Annotated in this window: 16 protein-coding genes; 10 read left to right on the top strand and 6 right to left on the bottom strand. The window is 70.1% G+C overall.

Going from position 1 to position 15,912, the window contains the following annotated elements; translation table 11 throughout:
• Window positions 1-31 precede the first annotated feature (31 nt).
• Window positions 32-469, top strand: coding sequence for an Lrp/AsnC family transcriptional regulator (locus ISU07_RS24915; RefSeq protein WP_194708365.1), 438 nt, complete (start codon window positions 32-34; stop codon window positions 467-469).
• Between the two features lie 99 nt (window positions 470-568).
• Here ISU07_RS24915 and ISU07_RS18785 read toward each other — a convergent pair whose 3' ends face one another.
• Together ISU07_RS18785 and ISU07_RS18780 are read right to left on the bottom strand one after the other, a co-directional pair.
• A complete protein-coding gene (locus ISU07_RS18785; protein WP_194708364.1) occupies window positions 569-1,513 on the bottom strand; it encodes a type IV toxin-antitoxin system AbiEi family antitoxin domain-containing protein in 945 nt (314 codons plus the stop codon).
• Window positions 1,514-1,688: 175 nt separating this feature from the next.
• Complete coding sequence (locus ISU07_RS18780) at window positions 1,689-3,155, bottom strand: KamA family radical SAM protein (RefSeq protein ID WP_194708363.1); 1,467 nt, start codon at window positions 3,153-3,155, stop codon at window positions 1,689-1,691.
• A gap of 89 nt (window positions 3,156-3,244) precedes the next feature.
• On the opposite strand from ISU07_RS18780, the gene kdd reads away from it, so the two are divergent.
• The 7 genes from kdd (at window position 3,245) to ISU07_RS18745 (ending at window position 10,247) form a co-directional block, all read left to right on the top strand.
• Window positions 3,245-4,282, top strand: coding sequence for an L-erythro-3,5-diaminohexanoate dehydrogenase (gene kdd, locus ISU07_RS18775; RefSeq protein ID WP_194708362.1), 1,038 nt, complete (start codon window positions 3,245-3,247; stop codon window positions 4,280-4,282).
• A 2-nt stretch (window positions 4,283-4,284) separates the two neighbouring features.
• Window positions 4,285-5,865 (top strand): lysine 5,6-aminomutase subunit alpha, encoded by a 1,581-nt coding sequence (gene kamD, locus ISU07_RS18770; RefSeq protein ID WP_194708361.1) that lies wholly within the window; start codon window positions 4,285-4,287, stop codon window positions 5,863-5,865.
• Complete coding sequence (gene kamE, locus ISU07_RS18765; protein WP_194708360.1) at window positions 5,862-6,608, top strand: lysine 5,6-aminomutase subunit beta; 747 nt, start codon at window positions 5,862-5,864, stop codon at window positions 6,606-6,608. Before kamD ends, kamE begins: the two co-directional genes overlap by 4 nt.
• Window positions 6,608-7,003: a 3-aminobutyryl-CoA ammonia lyase gene (gene kal, locus ISU07_RS18760; RefSeq protein ID WP_194708359.1), complete on the top strand. Its 396-nt coding sequence runs from the start codon at window positions 6,608-6,610 to the stop codon at window positions 7,001-7,003. The genes kamE and kal overlap by 1 nt, the downstream gene beginning before the upstream one ends.
• Window positions 7,004-7,433: 430 nt before the next feature.
• Window positions 7,434-8,978 (top strand): apolipoprotein N-acyltransferase, encoded by a 1,545-nt coding sequence (gene lnt, locus ISU07_RS18755; RefSeq protein WP_323742705.1) that lies wholly within the window; start codon window positions 7,434-7,436, stop codon window positions 8,976-8,978.
• 50 nt (window positions 8,979-9,028) lie between these two features.
• A complete protein-coding gene (locus ISU07_RS18750; protein WP_194708387.1) occupies window positions 9,029-9,751 on the top strand; it encodes a polyprenol monophosphomannose synthase in 723 nt (240 codons plus the stop codon).
• A gap of 10 nt (window positions 9,752-9,761) precedes the next feature.
• The gene (locus tag ISU07_RS18745; RefSeq protein ID WP_194708358.1) at window positions 9,762-10,247 is read left to right on the top strand and encodes an FxsA family protein; all 486 of its coding nucleotides are present in this window, start codon (window positions 9,762-9,764) and stop codon (window positions 10,245-10,247) included.
• A 51-nt stretch (window positions 10,248-10,298) separates the two neighbouring features.
• Here the strand turns inward: ISU07_RS18745 and ISU07_RS18740 are convergent, their stop codons facing one another.
• The gene (locus ISU07_RS18740; RefSeq protein ID WP_194708357.1) at window positions 10,299-10,712 is read right to left on the bottom strand and encodes an RNA polymerase-binding protein RbpA; all 414 of its coding nucleotides are present in this window, start codon (window positions 10,710-10,712) and stop codon (window positions 10,299-10,301) included.
• A gap of 326 nt (window positions 10,713-11,038) precedes the next feature.
• A complete protein-coding gene (locus ISU07_RS18735; RefSeq protein WP_194708356.1) occupies window positions 11,039-12,415 on the bottom strand; it encodes an MFS transporter in 1,377 nt (458 codons plus the stop codon).
• 151 nt (window positions 12,416-12,566) lie between these two features.
• Between ISU07_RS18735 and ISU07_RS18730 the strand changes: the two genes are divergently transcribed.
• Window positions 12,567-13,235, top strand: coding sequence for an MBG domain-containing protein (locus ISU07_RS18730; protein ID WP_194708355.1), 669 nt, complete (start codon window positions 12,567-12,569; stop codon window positions 13,233-13,235).
• On the opposite strand, the gene ISU07_RS18725 is transcribed toward ISU07_RS18730, so the two are convergent.
• On the bottom strand, window positions 13,232-14,035 hold the full coding sequence (locus ISU07_RS18725; RefSeq protein ID WP_323742704.1) for a glycerophosphodiester phosphodiesterase: 804 nt from the start codon (window positions 14,033-14,035) through the stop codon (window positions 13,232-13,234). The two genes, ISU07_RS18730 and ISU07_RS18725, sit on opposite strands and share 4 nt — an antisense overlap.
• A 41-nt stretch (window positions 14,036-14,076) precedes the next feature.
• On the opposite strand from ISU07_RS18725, the gene ISU07_RS18720 reads away from it, so the two are divergent.
• Window positions 14,077-14,343: a zf-TFIIB domain-containing protein gene (locus tag ISU07_RS18720; protein WP_194708354.1), complete on the top strand. Its 267-nt coding sequence runs from the start codon at window positions 14,077-14,079 to the stop codon at window positions 14,341-14,343.
• 27 nt (window positions 14,344-14,370) lie between these two features.
• On the opposite strand, the gene ISU07_RS18715 is transcribed toward ISU07_RS18720, so the two are convergent.
• The gene (locus ISU07_RS18715; RefSeq protein WP_194708353.1) at window positions 14,371-15,897 is read right to left on the bottom strand and encodes a helix-turn-helix domain-containing protein; all 1,527 of its coding nucleotides are present in this window, start codon (window positions 15,895-15,897) and stop codon (window positions 14,371-14,373) included.
• Window positions 15,898-15,912: the final 15 nt, after the last annotated feature.

Genomic DNA, 15,912 nt, shown 5'->3' with positions numbered 1-15,912 from the left:
TCCTGTCACGGCTGGGCACTAGTCTTTCGCCGTGGAGAAGACCGATCGAAAGATCCTCTCGCTGCTGGCGGCCGACGGGCGCATGTCCTTCACCGATCTCGGCAAGGCGACCGGCCTCTCCACGTCCGCCGTGCACCAGCGGGTGAAGCGGCTCGAGCAGCGCGGCATGATCCGCGGGTACGTCGCGACGGTCGACCACGAGCAGATGGGCCTCCCGCTCACGGCGTTCGTCTCCATCACGCCCATCGACCCATCGGAGCCGGACGACTACCCCGACCGGCTGCGCGGGGTGCACGAGATCGAGTCCTGCTGGTCGGTGGCCGGCGACGAGTCCTACATCCTCAAGGTACGGGTGGCCACCCCCGGTGCCCTCGAAGACCTCCTCGCCCGCATCCGCGCCGCCGCCAACGTCCGCTCCCGCACCACCGTCGTCCTCAGCACCCCGTACGAGAACCGCCCGGTGTCGTAGGCGTGCGTCGTGCAGGGATACCCGCTCGAGCGGGTATCCCTGACGTGTGGCGTCGTTGCAACGACGCCAAAGCGAAAGGAACGACGCCAAGGTCGGCGATCAAGCCGGCCTGGTGGCTCGGGCGGCCAAGAGTCGACTGATCCGCCGGGCCAGGATGTGGGGCCGGGCGAGGTCGTCCCACGTGATCCGGATGCACACCCAGCCGGTCAGGGCGCAGATCTGCTCTTCGCGCCGCTTCTCCCGCAGCAGGAACTCATCGAGCGTCTCACCCTGGCGTCGCATGGTGAGGTACTTCAGCTTGCCGTCGATCTCGGCGAACACCCCGTGCGTCGCCCACAGGAAGTCGACGCGACCGACGAGGCGGCCGGACTCGTCATGAACCGCCACCTGCGGCTCAGGACGTGGGAGGTGCTCACGCCAGAACAAGTGGAGGGCACGAGACTCGGCCACCGACTCGATGCGTTGGTCGGCCAGGCGTCTGACCAGCTCGGTCGTCAGTGACCTGGGCCAGTGTCGCGTGAGGTCGGTCTGGACTTCCAGGTCGGCGCGAGACACCTCCTGGCGGTGCAGCAGGCTGTTGGCGACTGCGAGCGCCGGTTCGACCCCCGCAATGGTGCAGGTCTCTGCCACGGTGCGTGCTGCGGCCGCGACGCGAACGCCGTTCCGAACGACGACTTCGCCTTCCGTGAGCTTGCCTCGGTGGTGAGCGACCCCGTCTTCGCGCCTGCCAGACTTCCCGTCCGTCCGAGTCAGGTGAACCTCATCGAGGTCGAACCCCCACGTCTCCGCACCCCACTCGATCGCGCCGGAGACGTGTGTCAAAGCCGCGGTCGGGTGCGCGGTGAGGAGCACAGCACGACACAGGACCCGGTGTCGGTCCTCAGGGGAGAGGCGTCGCCACAGGTCGCCTGATGTGTAGGCGCCACGTCGAACCCGGTACCACTCTCCGGCGCGGACCAGCTTGGCGATCTTGCGATCGCTGTACCCCTCCGCCAGAGCGTCGCGGCGCAGCCAGACGACGCCGTCGAGCGGGACCTGTTCCATCATGGCGGAGCAGATGCCCGCGATCAGACCGCGGAAACACGGAGTCCTCGCGCCTGTGGATGACGCGGAGATCGGCGTACCTGTGGCGTCGTTCCCGTCGGTGTGGCGTTGTTGCAACGACGCCGAACGTCAGGGATACCCGCTCGAGCGGGTATCGCTGCCGGGCGGCCGCGCCTCAGTGGGCCTGAAGAGCTGCGAGCCGACGACTCGCCTCGGCCACCTCGGCGGCCTTGAGGGAGGACTCGTCGAGCTTGCCGTGCTGCTGCCACCACTCCTGGCCGGCGAGGGGGAGGGTGTGGATCGGGTCGTAGTACTCGTAGGTCCGCGTCAGAGCGTCGTCGGCGGTGGCCTCGATGGAGGTGCGGTAGTTCTTGGTCCAGTAGGAGATGCCGCGCTCGGTGTCGTAGTCGGCGAGCTGGTGGACCCAGCGCTTGCCGACGAACGGGACGTCGCAGACGATGCGCGGCGTCGCGAAGCCGGGCAGGTAGCCCATGATCGCGTGCTGGAGCTTCTGCGCGTCGGCGACCGAGATCCGCCAGTGCTCCGAGAACGGGATCATGTCGCACATGTAGAAGTAGTACGGCATGATCTGCGCGCCATCGAGCAGGGCGAAGCAGAGGTCGAGCAGGGCGTGCGGGTCGGCGTTGACGCCGTTGAGGATGACGCCCTGGTTGCGTACGTCGCGGATGCCGGTGTCCAGCATCGTGCGGGCCGCCTTGGCCACCAGCGGCGTCACCGACTGTGCGTGGTTCACGTGGGTGTGGATCGCGATCGAGACGCCGCGGGAGCGCGCGATCGTCGCCACCCGCTCCATCCCGGCGACGACGTCGTCCGACAGCCAGTGCTGGGGGAGACCCATCAGCGCCTTGGTGGCCAGACGTACGTCGCGGATGTTCTCGATCTCCAGCAGCGAGGTCAGCCAGGCCTCGAGGCGCGGCCACGGCATGTTGGCCACGTCGCCGCCGGACACGACCACGTCACGTACCTGCGGCGTGCGGCGCAGGTAGTCCATCATCGACTCGAGCCGGTCGTTGGGCTTGCCGATGAACTTCAGCTTCTCGATCACCGGGGTCGAGTTGCCGACCAGGTCCATGCGGGTACAGTGGCCGCAGTACTGCGGGCAGGTCGGCAGCAGCTCGGCCAGCACCTTCGTCGGGTACCGGTGCGTCAGGCCCTCGGCCACCCACATGTCGTGCTCGTGCAGCGAGTCGCGGGTGGCGTGCGGGTGCGAGGGCCAGTCGGTACGACGGTCGCTCAGCACCGGGATCATGTAGCGGCGCACGGGGTCGGCGTAGAACGCCTCGGTCAGCGAGCCCGGCCCGGCCGGCTCCACGAACGGAGCCATGGTGTTCATCATCTGCGGTGGGACCAGCATCGACATCGTCGCGCGCTCGTTCTGGTCGCGCTCGAGGTCCTCGTAGAAGCGGTCGTCGAGCAGGTCGCCGACCAGCTCGCGCAGCTGCTTGATGTTCTTGACGCAGTGGGCCCGCTGCCACTGCACGGACTCCCACTCCTCGGTCGTGACGTCCTTCCAGCCGGGGAACCGGGTCCAGTCCGGCTCGACCAGATCCACCCGCTTGTAGGGGTACGGCTGACCCGAGAACTGGGCCGCCGCGCGCTCAATGGACGTCTCGATGCTCACTGTGCCACTGTAGGTGGACGATCTCCGGTCTGTCCAAAGGCTGACCGGAACTTGTCCTGTCGAAACGGCTAAACGGAGGAGTCTTCCGCGTGCGCACCAGCGATCCGACCGGGTTGCACCGGGTCCTGGACGAACAGGTCGTCCTTCCCCAGGCCGCCCAGCGGCTCGACACCCGCAAGGAGCTGTGGTCCGACGAGGTCCGCATCCGCGTCGAGCGGCTGAACCTCGACGCCGCGAGCTTCCGCCAGCTGGAGCAGAAGCACCGGACGAAGGACGGGCCCGACGGGGACGCCGTACGTCACGAGGTGCTGGACATCGTCGCCACCCGCGGCAAGATGCAGAACCCCGAGACCGGCTCCGGCGGCATGCTCGTCGGCACCGTCGAGGAGGTCGGCCCCGAGTCGCCCCTCGGCCTCCGGCCCGGCGACCACGTCGCCACCCTCGTCTCCCTGACGCTGACCCCGCTCGTGATCGAGGACGGCCTCGAGCGCTGGGACGGCACGAGCGAGCAGGTCCCCGCGGACGGGTACGCCATCCTCTTCGGCCGCTCCATCGCGGCCGTCATCCCCGACGACCTCGACCCGGCACTCAGCCTGGCCGTGATGGATGTCTGTGGCGCCCCCGCGCTGACCGAGCGCATCGTCAGGACCTACGACGCTCCCGTCGTCGCCGTCATCGGCGGCGCCGGCAAGTCCGGCTCGCTCAGCCTGGCGGCGGCCAAGCACGCCGGCGCCAGGCGCACCATCGGCGTCGTGCCGTTCGAGGAGGAGCGCAAGCTGCTCGCCGACGCGGGCGTGGCCGACGAGGTCGTGATCGCCGACGCGCGCGACCCGATCGCGCTGCGCGACGCCGTCGCGAGTGCCGGGGGACCGGCCGACGTGACCGTCGTCTGCGTCGACGTCCCCGGGTGCGAGGGCGGCGCGATCCTGGCCACCGCCGAGGGCGGCACCGTCATCTTCTTCTCGATGGCGACCTCGTTCCCGGCCGCCGCGCTCGGCGCCGAAGGCCTGGCCGCCGACGTGACGATGCTGGTCGGCAACGGCTACACGCCCGGCCACGCGGCGTACGCCCTCGAGCTCCTCCGCGCCGACGCGGGCGTGCGCAGCCTGTTCGAGCGGAGACTGTGAGCATGGCCGGCAACCACCTGGGACTGCCCAAGACGGACGTACGCCGCGCGCGCACCCTGGCGCGCCAGGTCGGTCGCCCGATCGTCAAGCTCGCCCAGCAGCACACGACGGTGTCCGTCGAGCGGGCCACGCTCCGGATGGCCGGACTCGCGGGTGCCGACGCCGAGGGCACGCCTTGGGTGAACCGGCTGCTCGACGTGGTCCGTGCCGACGTCGGCCTGGAGCACGGCGTCGCCCTGCCGGTCTGGCATGCGCTCCGCCGCGGACACGCCGAGGACCTGCTGACACTGGCCCAGAAGGCCAGTGCCGGCTCCGTCACGTTCGAGCTGCCCGACGGCAAGGACGCCACCGCGGCCGCCCGCGACGCCAGGAAGGCGGTGGGCGCGGGGATCAAGGCGATCGACGCCAACCGCCGTGAGCGCGAGCGGATGATCAAGAAGATCGGCGACGCCCCGCGCAAGCCGTGGATCTACCTGATCGTGGCGACCGGCGACATCTACGAGGACATCCCCCAGGCCCAGGCGGCGGCGCGTGAGGGTGCCGACATCATCGCGGTGATCCGCTCGACCGGGCAGTCGCTGCTGGACTTCGTGCCCGAGGGCGCCACCCGTGAGGGCTTCGCCGGCACCTACGCGACCCAGGAGAACTTCCGCCTCATGCGGGCGGCGCTGGACGAGACGAGCAGGGAGCTCGGCCGGTACGTCCGGCTCACCAACTACGCCTCCGGCCTGTGCATGCCGGAGATCGCCACCCTGGCCGGGCTCCAGCGGCTCGACATGATGCTGAACGACTCGATGTACGGGATCCTCTTCCGCGACATCAACCCGATCCGCACCTTCGTGGACCAGCGCTTCAGCCGCCAGGTGCACGCCCGCGCCGGGATCATCATCAACACCGGTGAGGACAACTACCTCACGACCGCCGACGCCGTCGAGGCGGCGCACACCGTGACGGTCAGCCAGCTCCTCAACGAGTACTTCGCCAAGGAGGCCGGCCTCGAGGACTGGCAGCTCGGCCTGGGCCACGCCTTCGAGATCGACCCCGACATCCCGGACTCGTTCCGTCTCGAGCTCGCCCACGCGATGCTCGCGCGCGAGCTGTTCCCGGACGCCCCGCTGAAGTGGATGCCGCCCACCCGCCACATGACCGGCGACGTGTTCCGCGGGTACCTCCTCGACGGCTTCTTCAACCTCGTGGGAGCCCTCACCGGCCAGGGCATCCTGCTCGTCGGGATGATGACCGAGGCCGTCGTGACGCCGTGGCTCTCCGACCGCGACCTGGCCCTGCAGAACGTCCGGTACGTCATGAACGCCGCCGGCAACCTCACCGAGGACTTCCGCCCGGCACCCGACGGGTTCATCGCGAACCGTGCCCGCGAGGTGCTCGGCGAGGCCATCGACCTGCTGCAGGAGATCAAGGACGACACCGACAGCGAGGGAGACGCCCCGCTGCTGGCCGCGATCGCCGACGGCACGTTCGGCCTGATGAAGCGCCCGCCCACCGGTGGCAGGGGCCTCGACGGCGTGGCCAAGAAGTCGAGCCTCTACTACAACCCCGCGAGCGAGATCCTGGAGGAGCAGTGAGCGGACCCATCCGGCCGTACGGCGACACCACCGGCGACGGCATGGTGCAGCTGTCCTTCACGCTGCCCATCGAGCACTCCAAGGTCGCCGAGGGTGCGGCCGTCCAGCTGGCCAACAAGATGGGCATGGACCCGGCGCTGGTCGTGCACGCCAAGCCGATGGGGGAGGGCTTCACGTTCTTCGTCGTCTACGGCCGGGTGAACCACCTGGTCGACCCCAGCACCGTCGAGGTCGTCGAGCGCGACTACCCGCTGCTCACGCCCAAGGAGGCGAACAGCGCGATCAAGAGCGCGCTGCGGCGCCGCCTGGTCGTCGTCGGCGGCTGCATCGGCACCGACGCGCACACCGTGGGCATCGACGCGATCCTCAACATCAAGGGGTTCGCGGGGGAGAAGGGCCTGGAGTACTACCGCGAGCTCAAGGTCGTGAACCTCGGCGCCCAGGTCTCGGTGCCCCAGCTGGTCGAGCGGGCCCGCGAGGAGAAGGCCGACGCCGTGCTCGTCTCGCAGGTCGTCACCCAACGCGACGCCCACCTGCTCAACACCCGGGAGATGTCGGCGGCGTTCCGCGAGTCCTACCCCGAGGACAAGCGCCCGCTGCTCGTCGTCGGCGGCCCGCGCTTCGACGAGACGATGGCCGGCGAGCTCGGCGTCGACCGGGTCTTCACCCGCGGTACGACGCCCGGCGAGGTCGCGTCGTACATCGTCCACCGCCTCGTCACGGACAAGAGGAAGGCCGCCTGATGCCCGCCCAGTCACGAGCAGAGGTCGGCCGGCGCGTCGTGCACCGTCGCTACGTCCCGTACTCCCACGCCCACTACGCCGGCAACCTGGTCGACGGCGCCTACAGCCTCGGCCTGTTCGGCGACGTGGCCACGGAGATGTGCATCCTCACCGACGGCGACGAGGGACTGTTCGCGTCGTACTCCGACGTGCAGTTCAAGCAGCCCGTCCGCGCCGGCGACGTTCTGGAGATCACCTGCGAGATCACCCGCGTCGGCACCCGCTCGCGGACCATGGACTTCACCGTCCAGGTGGTGGCGCGCGGTGCCGCGACGGACCAGGCACCCGGTGCCGCGGACATGCTCGACGAGCCGCTCGTGGCTACCACGGCGACCGGGGTCGTCGTCGTCCCTTGAGCGACTCCGCTCCACTGGTCTGAACCACCCCGGGCGTGTCGGTTCGCGACACGCCGCGCAGTGAGATTTCCGGTGAACTTCTGGTGTCCGGACGACCCCGGCTGACCTGCGGATTCCCGCGTCCTCGCAGGTCATCGGCAGGTTGACACTGCACGAACGGCGAGTGAAGGTTCTCCGGTTCGCCCTTGCAGATCGCGTCGGGCGGACCGACGTCCGAGTGGCCGAGTCGGAAGGTGGGGGGCCACCCACCAGTCCGACGTGGTTCGCGGAGGTCGGTCCCGCCCCGCGATGGGCGAATCCGGGAGAGGTGCGGTTCGCCAGATAACTTCCTGCCCACGACAGCCGGTCGTGCGCGGGTCGGTCCGAAGGGCCGCTACCTCTCCCGGCCGCCTGCAAGGTCTCGCGGCCGATCCGCCCGTACGCTGGTCGGGTGCTCGTCCGGACGCTGCTCGCCGCGATGGCCGGCGCCGTCCTGAGCCTGGCCTACCCGCCTGTCGGCTTCTTCTGGGTGCTGCCGCTGGCCGTGGCGGCGTACGTCGCCCTGGTCGTGGACATCAGGCCGCGGCAGGCGCTCCTCCCGGGCCTCGCGTTCGGGGTGGCGTACTGCTACACGCTGATGTGGTGGATGCGGGCCGTCGACGTGTACGCCTGGCTGGCCCTGTCCGGTCTGGAGGCCGGCTTCTACGGGCTGCTGGCCGTCGCCGTGCCGTACCTGCGCCGGCTGCCCGCGTGGCCGGTCTGGGTGGCCGTCGCCTGGTCGGCGATGGAGGTGCTGCGCAGCACCTGGCCGTTCAGCGGGATGCCGTGGGGGCGGCTGGCCTTCGCGGTCGTCGACACCCCCGTCGCGCCGGCGCTCGCGTACGTCGGCGCGACGGGCGTCAGCCTGCTGCTGGCCCTCGTGGGGGCGCTGGTCGCGGCGTACCTGCCCCGCGACGGCCGCAGGGCCGCCACCCTGGCCGGCCTGGCGGCCGTGGCCGCGGCGCTGCTCCTGCCCGCCCTCCGACCCTGGCAGTCCGGCTCGGACGGCACGCTGCGGGTGGCGGCCGTCCAGGGCGACGTCCCTGGTGACGGCACCGACGTGCTGGCGGTCTTCCGGCAGGTCACCGACAACCAGGTGCAGGCGACCATCGGCTTGGCCCACGACGTCGAGGACGGCACGCGACCGAGGCCGGACTTCGTCCTCTGGCCGGAGAACTCCACGGCCGTCGACCCGTTCGCCGACGCCCAGACCCACAGCGGGATCGAGGCGGCTCTCCACGCGATCGGCGTACCCATCCTCGTCGGCGCCATGGTCGACGCGGGGTCGGAGCACGTGATGAACCAGGGCATCGTCTGGGACCCGGCCCTCGGGGCGGGGGACCGGTACACCAAGCGGCACCCGGTGCCCTTCGGCGAGTACATCCCGTGGCGCAACGTCTTCGGGGACAGCTTCGGCAAGCTCGACATGATCCCCCGCGACATGCTCAGCGGAACGCGCAAGGACCCGCTGCTCGTCAACGGCGTGCCGGTCGCCGACGCGATCTGCTTCGACATCGCCTACGACGACGGCCTCTACGACCAGGTCACGCACGGTGCCCAGATGGCCGTCGTGCAGACCAGCAACGCGATGTTCATCCACACCTCGCAGATCGAGCAGCAGTTCGAGATCTCACGGGCACGGGCGATCGAGTACGGCCGGCCGCTGGCGATCGCGTCGGTCAACGGGCAGTCCGGGATCATCGCCGCCGACGGCAGCGTGGTCGCGAGTGCCGCACCGCGCACGACGGCGGTGATCGAGGCGGACGTCGACCTCGACGCGAGCATCACGCCCGGCACGTACGTCGGGCACTGGGTCGCGCGCAGCACGGGCCTTGTCACCGTTCTCGCCCTCGCCGTAGCGGCGCTGGGCTATCGTCGGCGCGGCATCCGCCGTCCCCCTCCGGTCGTCGAGGACGACCGCGAGCCTGAACCCGTCACCACCAGGAGTCCCGCGTGAGCGTCCCCGATCACGAGCACGGGCTCGAGCACGGTCTGGGCCGCGTGGTCATGGTCGTGCCCACGTACAACGAGGCGGAGAACCTCGAGTGGATCGTCGGCCGGCTCCGTGCGGCGCAGCCCGGGGTCGACGTGCTCGTCGTCGACGACGGGTCGCCCGACGGCACGGGTCAGATCGCCGACCGGCTGGCCGCCGCCGACCCCCACGTGGCGGTGGTGCACCGCACCGAGAAGGCCGGCCTCGGCGCGGCGTACCGCGCAGGTTTCCGCGTGGCGCTCGACGCCGGGTACGACGTGATCGGCGAGATGGACGCCGACGGGTCGCACCAGCCCGAGCAGCTGTACCGGCTGCTCGACGCGCTCCAGGACGCCGACCTGGTGATCGGCTCGCGCTGGATCCCGGGCGGCTCGATCGTGAACTGGCCGAAGTCGCGCGAGGCGCTGTCGCGCGGCGGCAACCTCTACGTGCGGCTGCTGCTCGGCATCCCCGTGCGAGACGCCACGGCGGGGTACCGCTTGTTCCGGCGTGCCACGCTGGAGAAGATCGACATCGACCAGGTGCGCAGCACGGGGTACGTCTTCCAGACCGACATGGCCTACCGGACGCTCCAGGCGGGGCTCAGGGTCGTGGAGGTGCCGATCGAGTTCATCGAGCGGGTCCGTGGAGACTCCAAGATGAGCCCGGACGTCGCCACCGAGTCGCTGAAGTCGATCACGAAGTGGGGTCTGCGGGAGCGGGCCCGCCAGGTGAAGCGGCGGTTGCGCCGCACGTAGGGAGGCACCGATGGCCCGACCAGGAGCACGACGCCGGGGCTGGGTGGGATGGGCCCTCGTGCTCGCCTTCGTGGTCATGCCGATCCTCGAGATCTACGTGCTGATCCAGGTCGGCCAGGTGATCGGCGCGTGGTGGACGATCCTGCTGCTCATCGCCGACTCCATCCTCGGCGGCTGGCTGGTCAAGCACGAGGGCCGGCGGGCCTGGCAGGCGCTGACGACCGCACTGAACAGCGGGCGGATGCCGGCCAAGGAGCTCGCCGACGGTGCGCTCATCCTCATCGGCGGCACGCTGATGCTCAGCCCCGGGTTCGTGACGGACGCGTTCGGGATCCTGCTGATCCTGCCCTTCACCCGGCCGGTCGCACGGCGGCTGCTGACCCAGGTGGTCAGCAAGCGGCTCGTGGTCGTGGGCACTCCGCTCGGGGGCACGACGCAGCAACGACCCCGCCCCGGACCGGACGGACCGGTCGTGCAGGGCGAGGTCGTCGACTAGGTCAGACGCTCTCGGGCGATCTGTGGGCGCGCTGTCGGCGCCCTCGAACGCTCAGGCGCTCTTGGCCGCGCGCTTCTTGGCCGTCGACCGGCTCCCGCGCTTCGGTGCTGCGCGGTGCAGGTGCGCCGGCCCGATCTCGCCGCCACGGAGCAGCTCGAGACGCTCCTTGAGGATGTCCTCGAGTTCCTTCTCCGAACGCCGCTCCAGGAGCATGTCCCAGTGCGTGCGAGCGGGCTTCTCCGCCTTGGCCTCGGGCTCGATCCCGGACGTGCTCAGCGCCTCGGCCCCGCATCGCGGGCACTCCCAGATCGCGGGCACGTCGGCCTCGACCGACATCGTGATCTCGAAGGAGTGTCCGCGCGAGCAGAGATAACCGACCTGCTGCCGCGCCGCGAACTCGATACCGCGCTCGTCCTCGAAGCTCTGGCCCCCGAGGCGCGCTCCCCGAAGTGTGCGCTCTGCCACTTGGCCACCATCCCTTCCGGTTCCCCCGTTATGACGCATGAACGACGTGAACGGTTCAGGTCGCGGTTCGACCCTGACGTCCCGTCCTTCTTTACCAACGGTAGCGAGGCGCGATTCGTTCCGGCCCACCCCGGGAGAGGGGTCACACGTACGCCGGGTATGTCACCAGCCGAGCGACCATGGGGTGCGGCGGGGGCCTGGGGTGCCGAGAATCGCGCGATCGCGCCCGTACTGCAGATTTCCGGGCGCGAGATGTGCAATTCGGCTGCGATCGCAGCCCTACAGCAACCCCAGGCCCACCGCCGACAGGAGACTCAGCCGACGCGTCAGAGGGCCGAGGGCACGGCGTTGCCGGCCTCGCGGATGCCGCGCTGCGGGTCCAGGCGGAGCAGGAAGAAGGCGCCGAGGATGAAGTAGACGATCAAGGCCACGATGGCCGGCCGGTAGGAGCCGGTCACCTGGAAGACCACACCGAACAGGAGCGTCCCGAACCACGACGTCCCACGCTCGGCGGCGTTGTAGAGGGCGAAGTACTCACCCTCGCGGCCGCGGGGGATGAGCAGGCTGAAGAACGACCGGGACAGCGCCTGGGTGCCGCCGAGCACGATGCCGATCGCGATGGCCACGGCCATGAACAGCGGCACGTTCTTCTCCGGCAGGAACAGCGCGATGACGACGATGGCCATCCAGGCGTAGATGCCCCAGAGGATCGACCGGTACGCACCGTGCTTGGCCGCCAGCCGGCCGAAGAACAGCGCGCCGCCCCAGGCCACGAACTGGATCAGGAGGATCGTGCCGATGAGCACGCTGTCGCCGAACTTGAGCTGCTTGGAGCCGTAGGTCGAGGCGGCGTAGATGACGGTCTGGATGCCGTCGTTGTAGAAGAGGTAGCCGATGAGGAAGGTCATCGTCATCGGGAAGGCGCGCATCTCCTTCAACGTCGTGAAGAGCTGCCCGAAGCTGCGCTCGAACAGCGTGCCCTCGACGGCCACCTCGTTGACCGGCTCGTAGTTGCGCAGCCGCAGCATCGGGATGAGCGTGAAGCCGGCCCACCAGATCGCGGCCGAGAGCAGCGACAGCCGGACCGACATGCCCTTCTCCAGGCCGATCGCGTCGTGGCCGAGGAACATGCCGAGGTTGACGGCCAGCAGGAGGCCGCCGCCGAGGTACCCGAAGGCCCAGCCGCGCGAGGAGACGTGGTCGCGCTCCTCCTCGGTGGAGATGTCGACCAGGATCGCGTAGTAGGACACCAGCGAGCAGCCGCCCAGGATGCTGGCCAGCACGACGGCCACCGCACCGATCTGCCAGTGGTCGCCCTCCATGAAGAAGAGCAGCGCGCAGAAGAACGAGCCGGCCCAGGCGTAGCCGCCCATGTGCCACTTCTTGCGGGACGAGCGGTCGACGAACGCCCCGACGATGGGCAGCACGAAGGCGCTGGCGATGGTGGCGAAGCTCGTCAGGTAGAACGGCAGCGACCCGGCGGCCAGGTGTAGCCCGAGCAGCGTGACGGTCCTGCTGCACGTCTCGTCGGCGTCGACGCACCCGGCCGCCTTGCCGGCGACGGTGGCCATGTACGGCGCGAACAGCACCGACAGGACGGTCGTGTAGAAGGCGGAGTTGGCCCAGTCGTACCAGTACCAGGCTTTCTGGTCCTTCGAGCGCCAGAGCGGCCGCAGGTCGGCGATGCCCTCACCTGTCGTCATCAGTCCTCCATCGGCCGATCGGTGGCTGGCCCCCAGCGCTGGCCCGAGTATGTCGGTGCCGACGCGCCCAGGTCATCAATGCCGTCATCAATCCGGGCCTGTGTCGCCGGCGTGACAGACCGGCGCCCCGACCCACCGGCACCCTCACGGCATGACCAGGACCAAGCTGTACGCCGCCGCGGCCGTCGCCGTGGCCGTCGCCGCCCTCGCCGGCACCGCTGCCGCCGTGGTGCCGGGCGGCACCCTCGACCGGATCGTCGGCCAGTCGGACGACGTGGCAGCCGTCGGGGACGCCGGCGGGCAGCAGTACCAGCAGATCGCGATCCCCGACGGGAGCTGGAAGTACGGCGCGCAGCTGTTCTTCGAGGCCGGGAGCGGGTCCTCCGGCAACCCCGTGACGGTCACCACCAGCACGCCCGACGTCTGCGTGCCCTACGGCTCGACGTCCAGCGGGCTCCGGTTCGTGGGCACCGGCGGCTGCGCGGTCACCCTCACGCAGGCCGGCGACAGCTCGTACGCGACCGCGACGGTGCAGCTCAGCCGGATGGTCGACCCCCGGACGCTCTTCGTCTCGGTGGGCGACGCGAGCCGCCCGACCAACAGTCCCAACCCGACGTTCGAGGCCGTCTACGACGGATTCGTGCACGGCGACACCGCAGCCGTCGTCACCACCGCGCCGACGTTCATGGCGCCTCCGCCGAGCGCTCAGCCCGGCGCGTACCCGATCGTCCCCTACGGCGCGGTCGCCGAGAACTACGTCTTCGACTACACGCCGGGTGTCCTGACCGTCACGGCCTCGATGCCCAACCCGACGTACTAGGCGCGCCACCGGCCGGTCTCGTGCAGCACGTCCTTGAGCACGTCGGTCCGGTCGGTCATCAGCCCGTCGACGCCCCGCTCGAGGAGCACCCGCATCTCCGCGGCGTCGTCGACCGTCCACACGTGGACCTGGACGCCGGCGCGGTGCGCGCGTCGCACGAGTCCCGGCGTCACGATCGTGATGCGCGCAGCCCGGTGGGGCACCTGGAGGACGCGCGGGCGGCCGCGGGTGACCACCCGGGCGACGGCGGAGGGGAGGAGCCGGTACGCCGCCACCTCGCCGGGCGACGCCGAGGTCACCACCCGCCCGCCCGTCAGCCGCCGGAACTCGCGGAGCCGTCGCCCCGAGAACGAGCCCACGCACACCCGGTCCCAGGCCTCGCGCTCGGCCAGGAACGCGGCCAGCGCCGGCACCGCACCCGGGGCCTTCACGTCGATGTTGAAGCGGGCGTCCGGGAACTCGTCGAACAGCTCGGCCAGCGTCGGCACCGGGTCCGAGCCGTTGATGCGGGCGCGCTGCACCTCGGCGTACGTGCTCGTCGCGATCGCGCCGGTGCGGTCGGTGACCCGGTCGAGCACGGTGTCGTGGAAGGCCAGCAGGACGCCGTCGCTGGTCACGTGGACGTCGGTCTCGAGGTAGCTGTACCCGAGCCCCACCGCGTGGGCGAACGCCTGCAGGGTGTTCTCGAGGCCCTCGATCTCCGGGTGGTAGGCGCCGCCGCGGTGCGCGAACGCCAGCACCGTGCCGGGCTCGTCGAGGAGCGCGTCGAGGTAGGCGTATCCCGTGCGCGGTGGCGTCACGGGTGCAGTATCCCCGCCGACCACTTGGCTATCGTCGTCCCATGACCGACGAGGCCCTGTCCTGCCCCCAGTGCGGCTCCGAGATGTTCGCCCGTCCGCTCGGGTCCGGCCAGGTGCACGGATGCCCGCAGGGACACGGCGTCTTCCTCGCGCGCATGGACCTCGGCTCGTACGTCGAGTCCGAGAACGACTGGCACCGGCTGGCCAGCCAGGGCACCCAGCCCATCCCGCGCATCACCGCCGACATGCAGGCCCCGCCGGCGGCCAAGATCCCCGCCCGGGCGTGGGTGGAGACGCTGTTCAGCTGACTCCCGCACCTCAACCACCGAGGGACGTCAGATGTCCCTGAAGGGCTCGATGTTGGCGCCGAGCTGGTTGAGGCGCTCGGCGAGGTCCTCGTAACCCCGGTGGATGACGTACGTCGAGCGCAGCACGCTGGTGCCCTTCGAGGCGAGCATCGCCAGCAGGATCACGACCGCGGGGCGCAGCGCGGGCGGGCAGACGACCTCGGCGCCGGACCAGTGGGTCGGGCCCTCGATCATCACCCGGTGCGGGTCGAGCAGCTTGACGTCGCCACCGAGCTTGTTGAGCTCGACGAGGTAGATCGCGCGGTTCTCGTAGACCCAGTCGTGCAGCAGGGTCTGGCCGGTGGCCACGGCGGCGATGACCGCGAAGAACGGCAGGTTGTCGATGTTGAGGCCGGGGAACGGCATCGGGTGGATCTTGTCCAGCGGCGCGTGCAGCGGGCCGGGCTTGGTGGTGATGTCGACCAACCGGGTGCGCTCGTTGCGGGCGAGGTACTCCTCGGACAGCTGGTAGCGGAAGCCCATCTCCTCCAACGTCGCCAGCTCGATCTCGAGGAACTCGATCGGCACCCGGCGGATGGTGATCTCGGACTCGGTCACGATCGCGGCGGCCAGCAGCGACATCGCCTCGATCGGGTCCTCGCTGGGGGCGTAGTCGACGTCGACGTCGATCTCGCTGCGACCGGTCACCGTGAGGGTCGTCGTACCGACGCCGTCGACGTCCACGCCGAGCTTCTGCAGGAAGAAGCAGAGGTCCTGGACCATGTAGTTGGACGACGCGTTGCGGATGATCGTGGTGCCGGGGTGCAGTGCGGCCGCCATCAGGGCGTTCTCGGTGACCGTGTCACCGCGCTCGGTCAGCACGATCGGCCGGGTCGGCTCGATGACCGGGTTGACCCGCGCGTGGTACGAGCCGTCGGTGGCCTTGACCTCGAGGCCGAACGGCCGCAGCGCGGACATGTGCGGCTCGACCGTGCGGGTGCCGAGGTTGCAGCCGCCGGCGTACGGCAGGTCGAACGCCTCCGAGCGGTGCAGGAGCGGGCCGAGGAACATGATGATCGAGCGCGTGCGCCGCGCGGCGTCCTCGTCGATCCGGCTGAGGTCGAGCTCCTTGGGAGGCACGATCTCCAGGTCGTTGTCGGCGTTGATCCACCGGGTCTGGACGCCGAGGCTGCTGAGCACCTCGAGGAGGCGGTTGACCTCCTCGATGCGGGCGACGCTGCGCAGGGTGGTGCGGCCGCGGTTCAGCAGGGAGGCGCAGAGCAGCGCGACGCCGGCGTTCTTCGACGTCTTCACGTCGATGGAGCCGGAGAGCGTGGTGGGGCCGCTGACGCGCAGGTGGACCGGCCCGGCGCCCAGCGCGACGATCTCGCTGTCGAGGGCGGCGCCGATGCGGGCCAGCATCTCCAGGGAGAGGTTCTGGTGGCCCTTCTCGATGCGGTTCACCGCACTCTGGCTGGTGGCCAGCCGTTCGGCCAGCTGCTGCTGGGTGAGCCCGCGGTGCTTGCGGGCGTCGCGGATGAGGTTCCCGATACGACCCTTGTAGTCCTCCGTCACCCGACCCACGGTATC

Origin of the sequence: Nocardioides islandensis, from assembly GCF_015352455.1 — a bacterium.
Classification (GTDB): Bacteria; Actinomycetota; Actinomycetes; order Propionibacteriales; family Nocardioidaceae; genus Nocardioides; species Nocardioides islandensis.
This window is presented reverse-complemented; position numbering and strand designations above follow the sequence as displayed.

Coding starts and splice junctions, on each gene's coding strand:
- kal (WP_194708359.1), top strand. CDS start 6,608: ATGCCCGCCCAGTCACGAGCAGAGGTCGGCCGGCGCGTCGTGCACCGT.
- ISU07_RS18745 (WP_194708358.1), top strand. CDS start 9,762: ATGGCCCGACCAGGAGCACGACGCCGGGGCTGGGTGGGATGGGCCCTC.
- ISU07_RS18730 (WP_194708355.1), top strand. CDS start 12,567: ATGACCAGGACCAAGCTGTACGCCGCCGCGGCCGTCGCCGTGGCCGTC.
- ISU07_RS18720 (WP_194708354.1), top strand. CDS start 14,077: ATGACCGACGAGGCCCTGTCCTGCCCCCAGTGCGGCTCCGAGATGTTC.
- kamD (WP_194708361.1), top strand. CDS start 4,285: ATGGCCGGCAACCACCTGGGACTGCCCAAGACGGACGTACGCCGCGCG.
- ISU07_RS18735 (WP_194708356.1), bottom strand. CDS start 12,415: ATGACGACAGGTGAGGGCATCGCCGACCTGCGGCCGCTCTGGCGCTCG.
- ISU07_RS18785 (WP_194708364.1), bottom strand. CDS start 1,513: ATGGAACAGGTCCCGCTCGACGGCGTCGTCTGGCTGCGCCGCGACGCT.
- ISU07_RS18750 (WP_194708387.1), top strand. CDS start 9,029: ATGGTCGTGCCCACGTACAACGAGGCGGAGAACCTCGAGTGGATCGTC.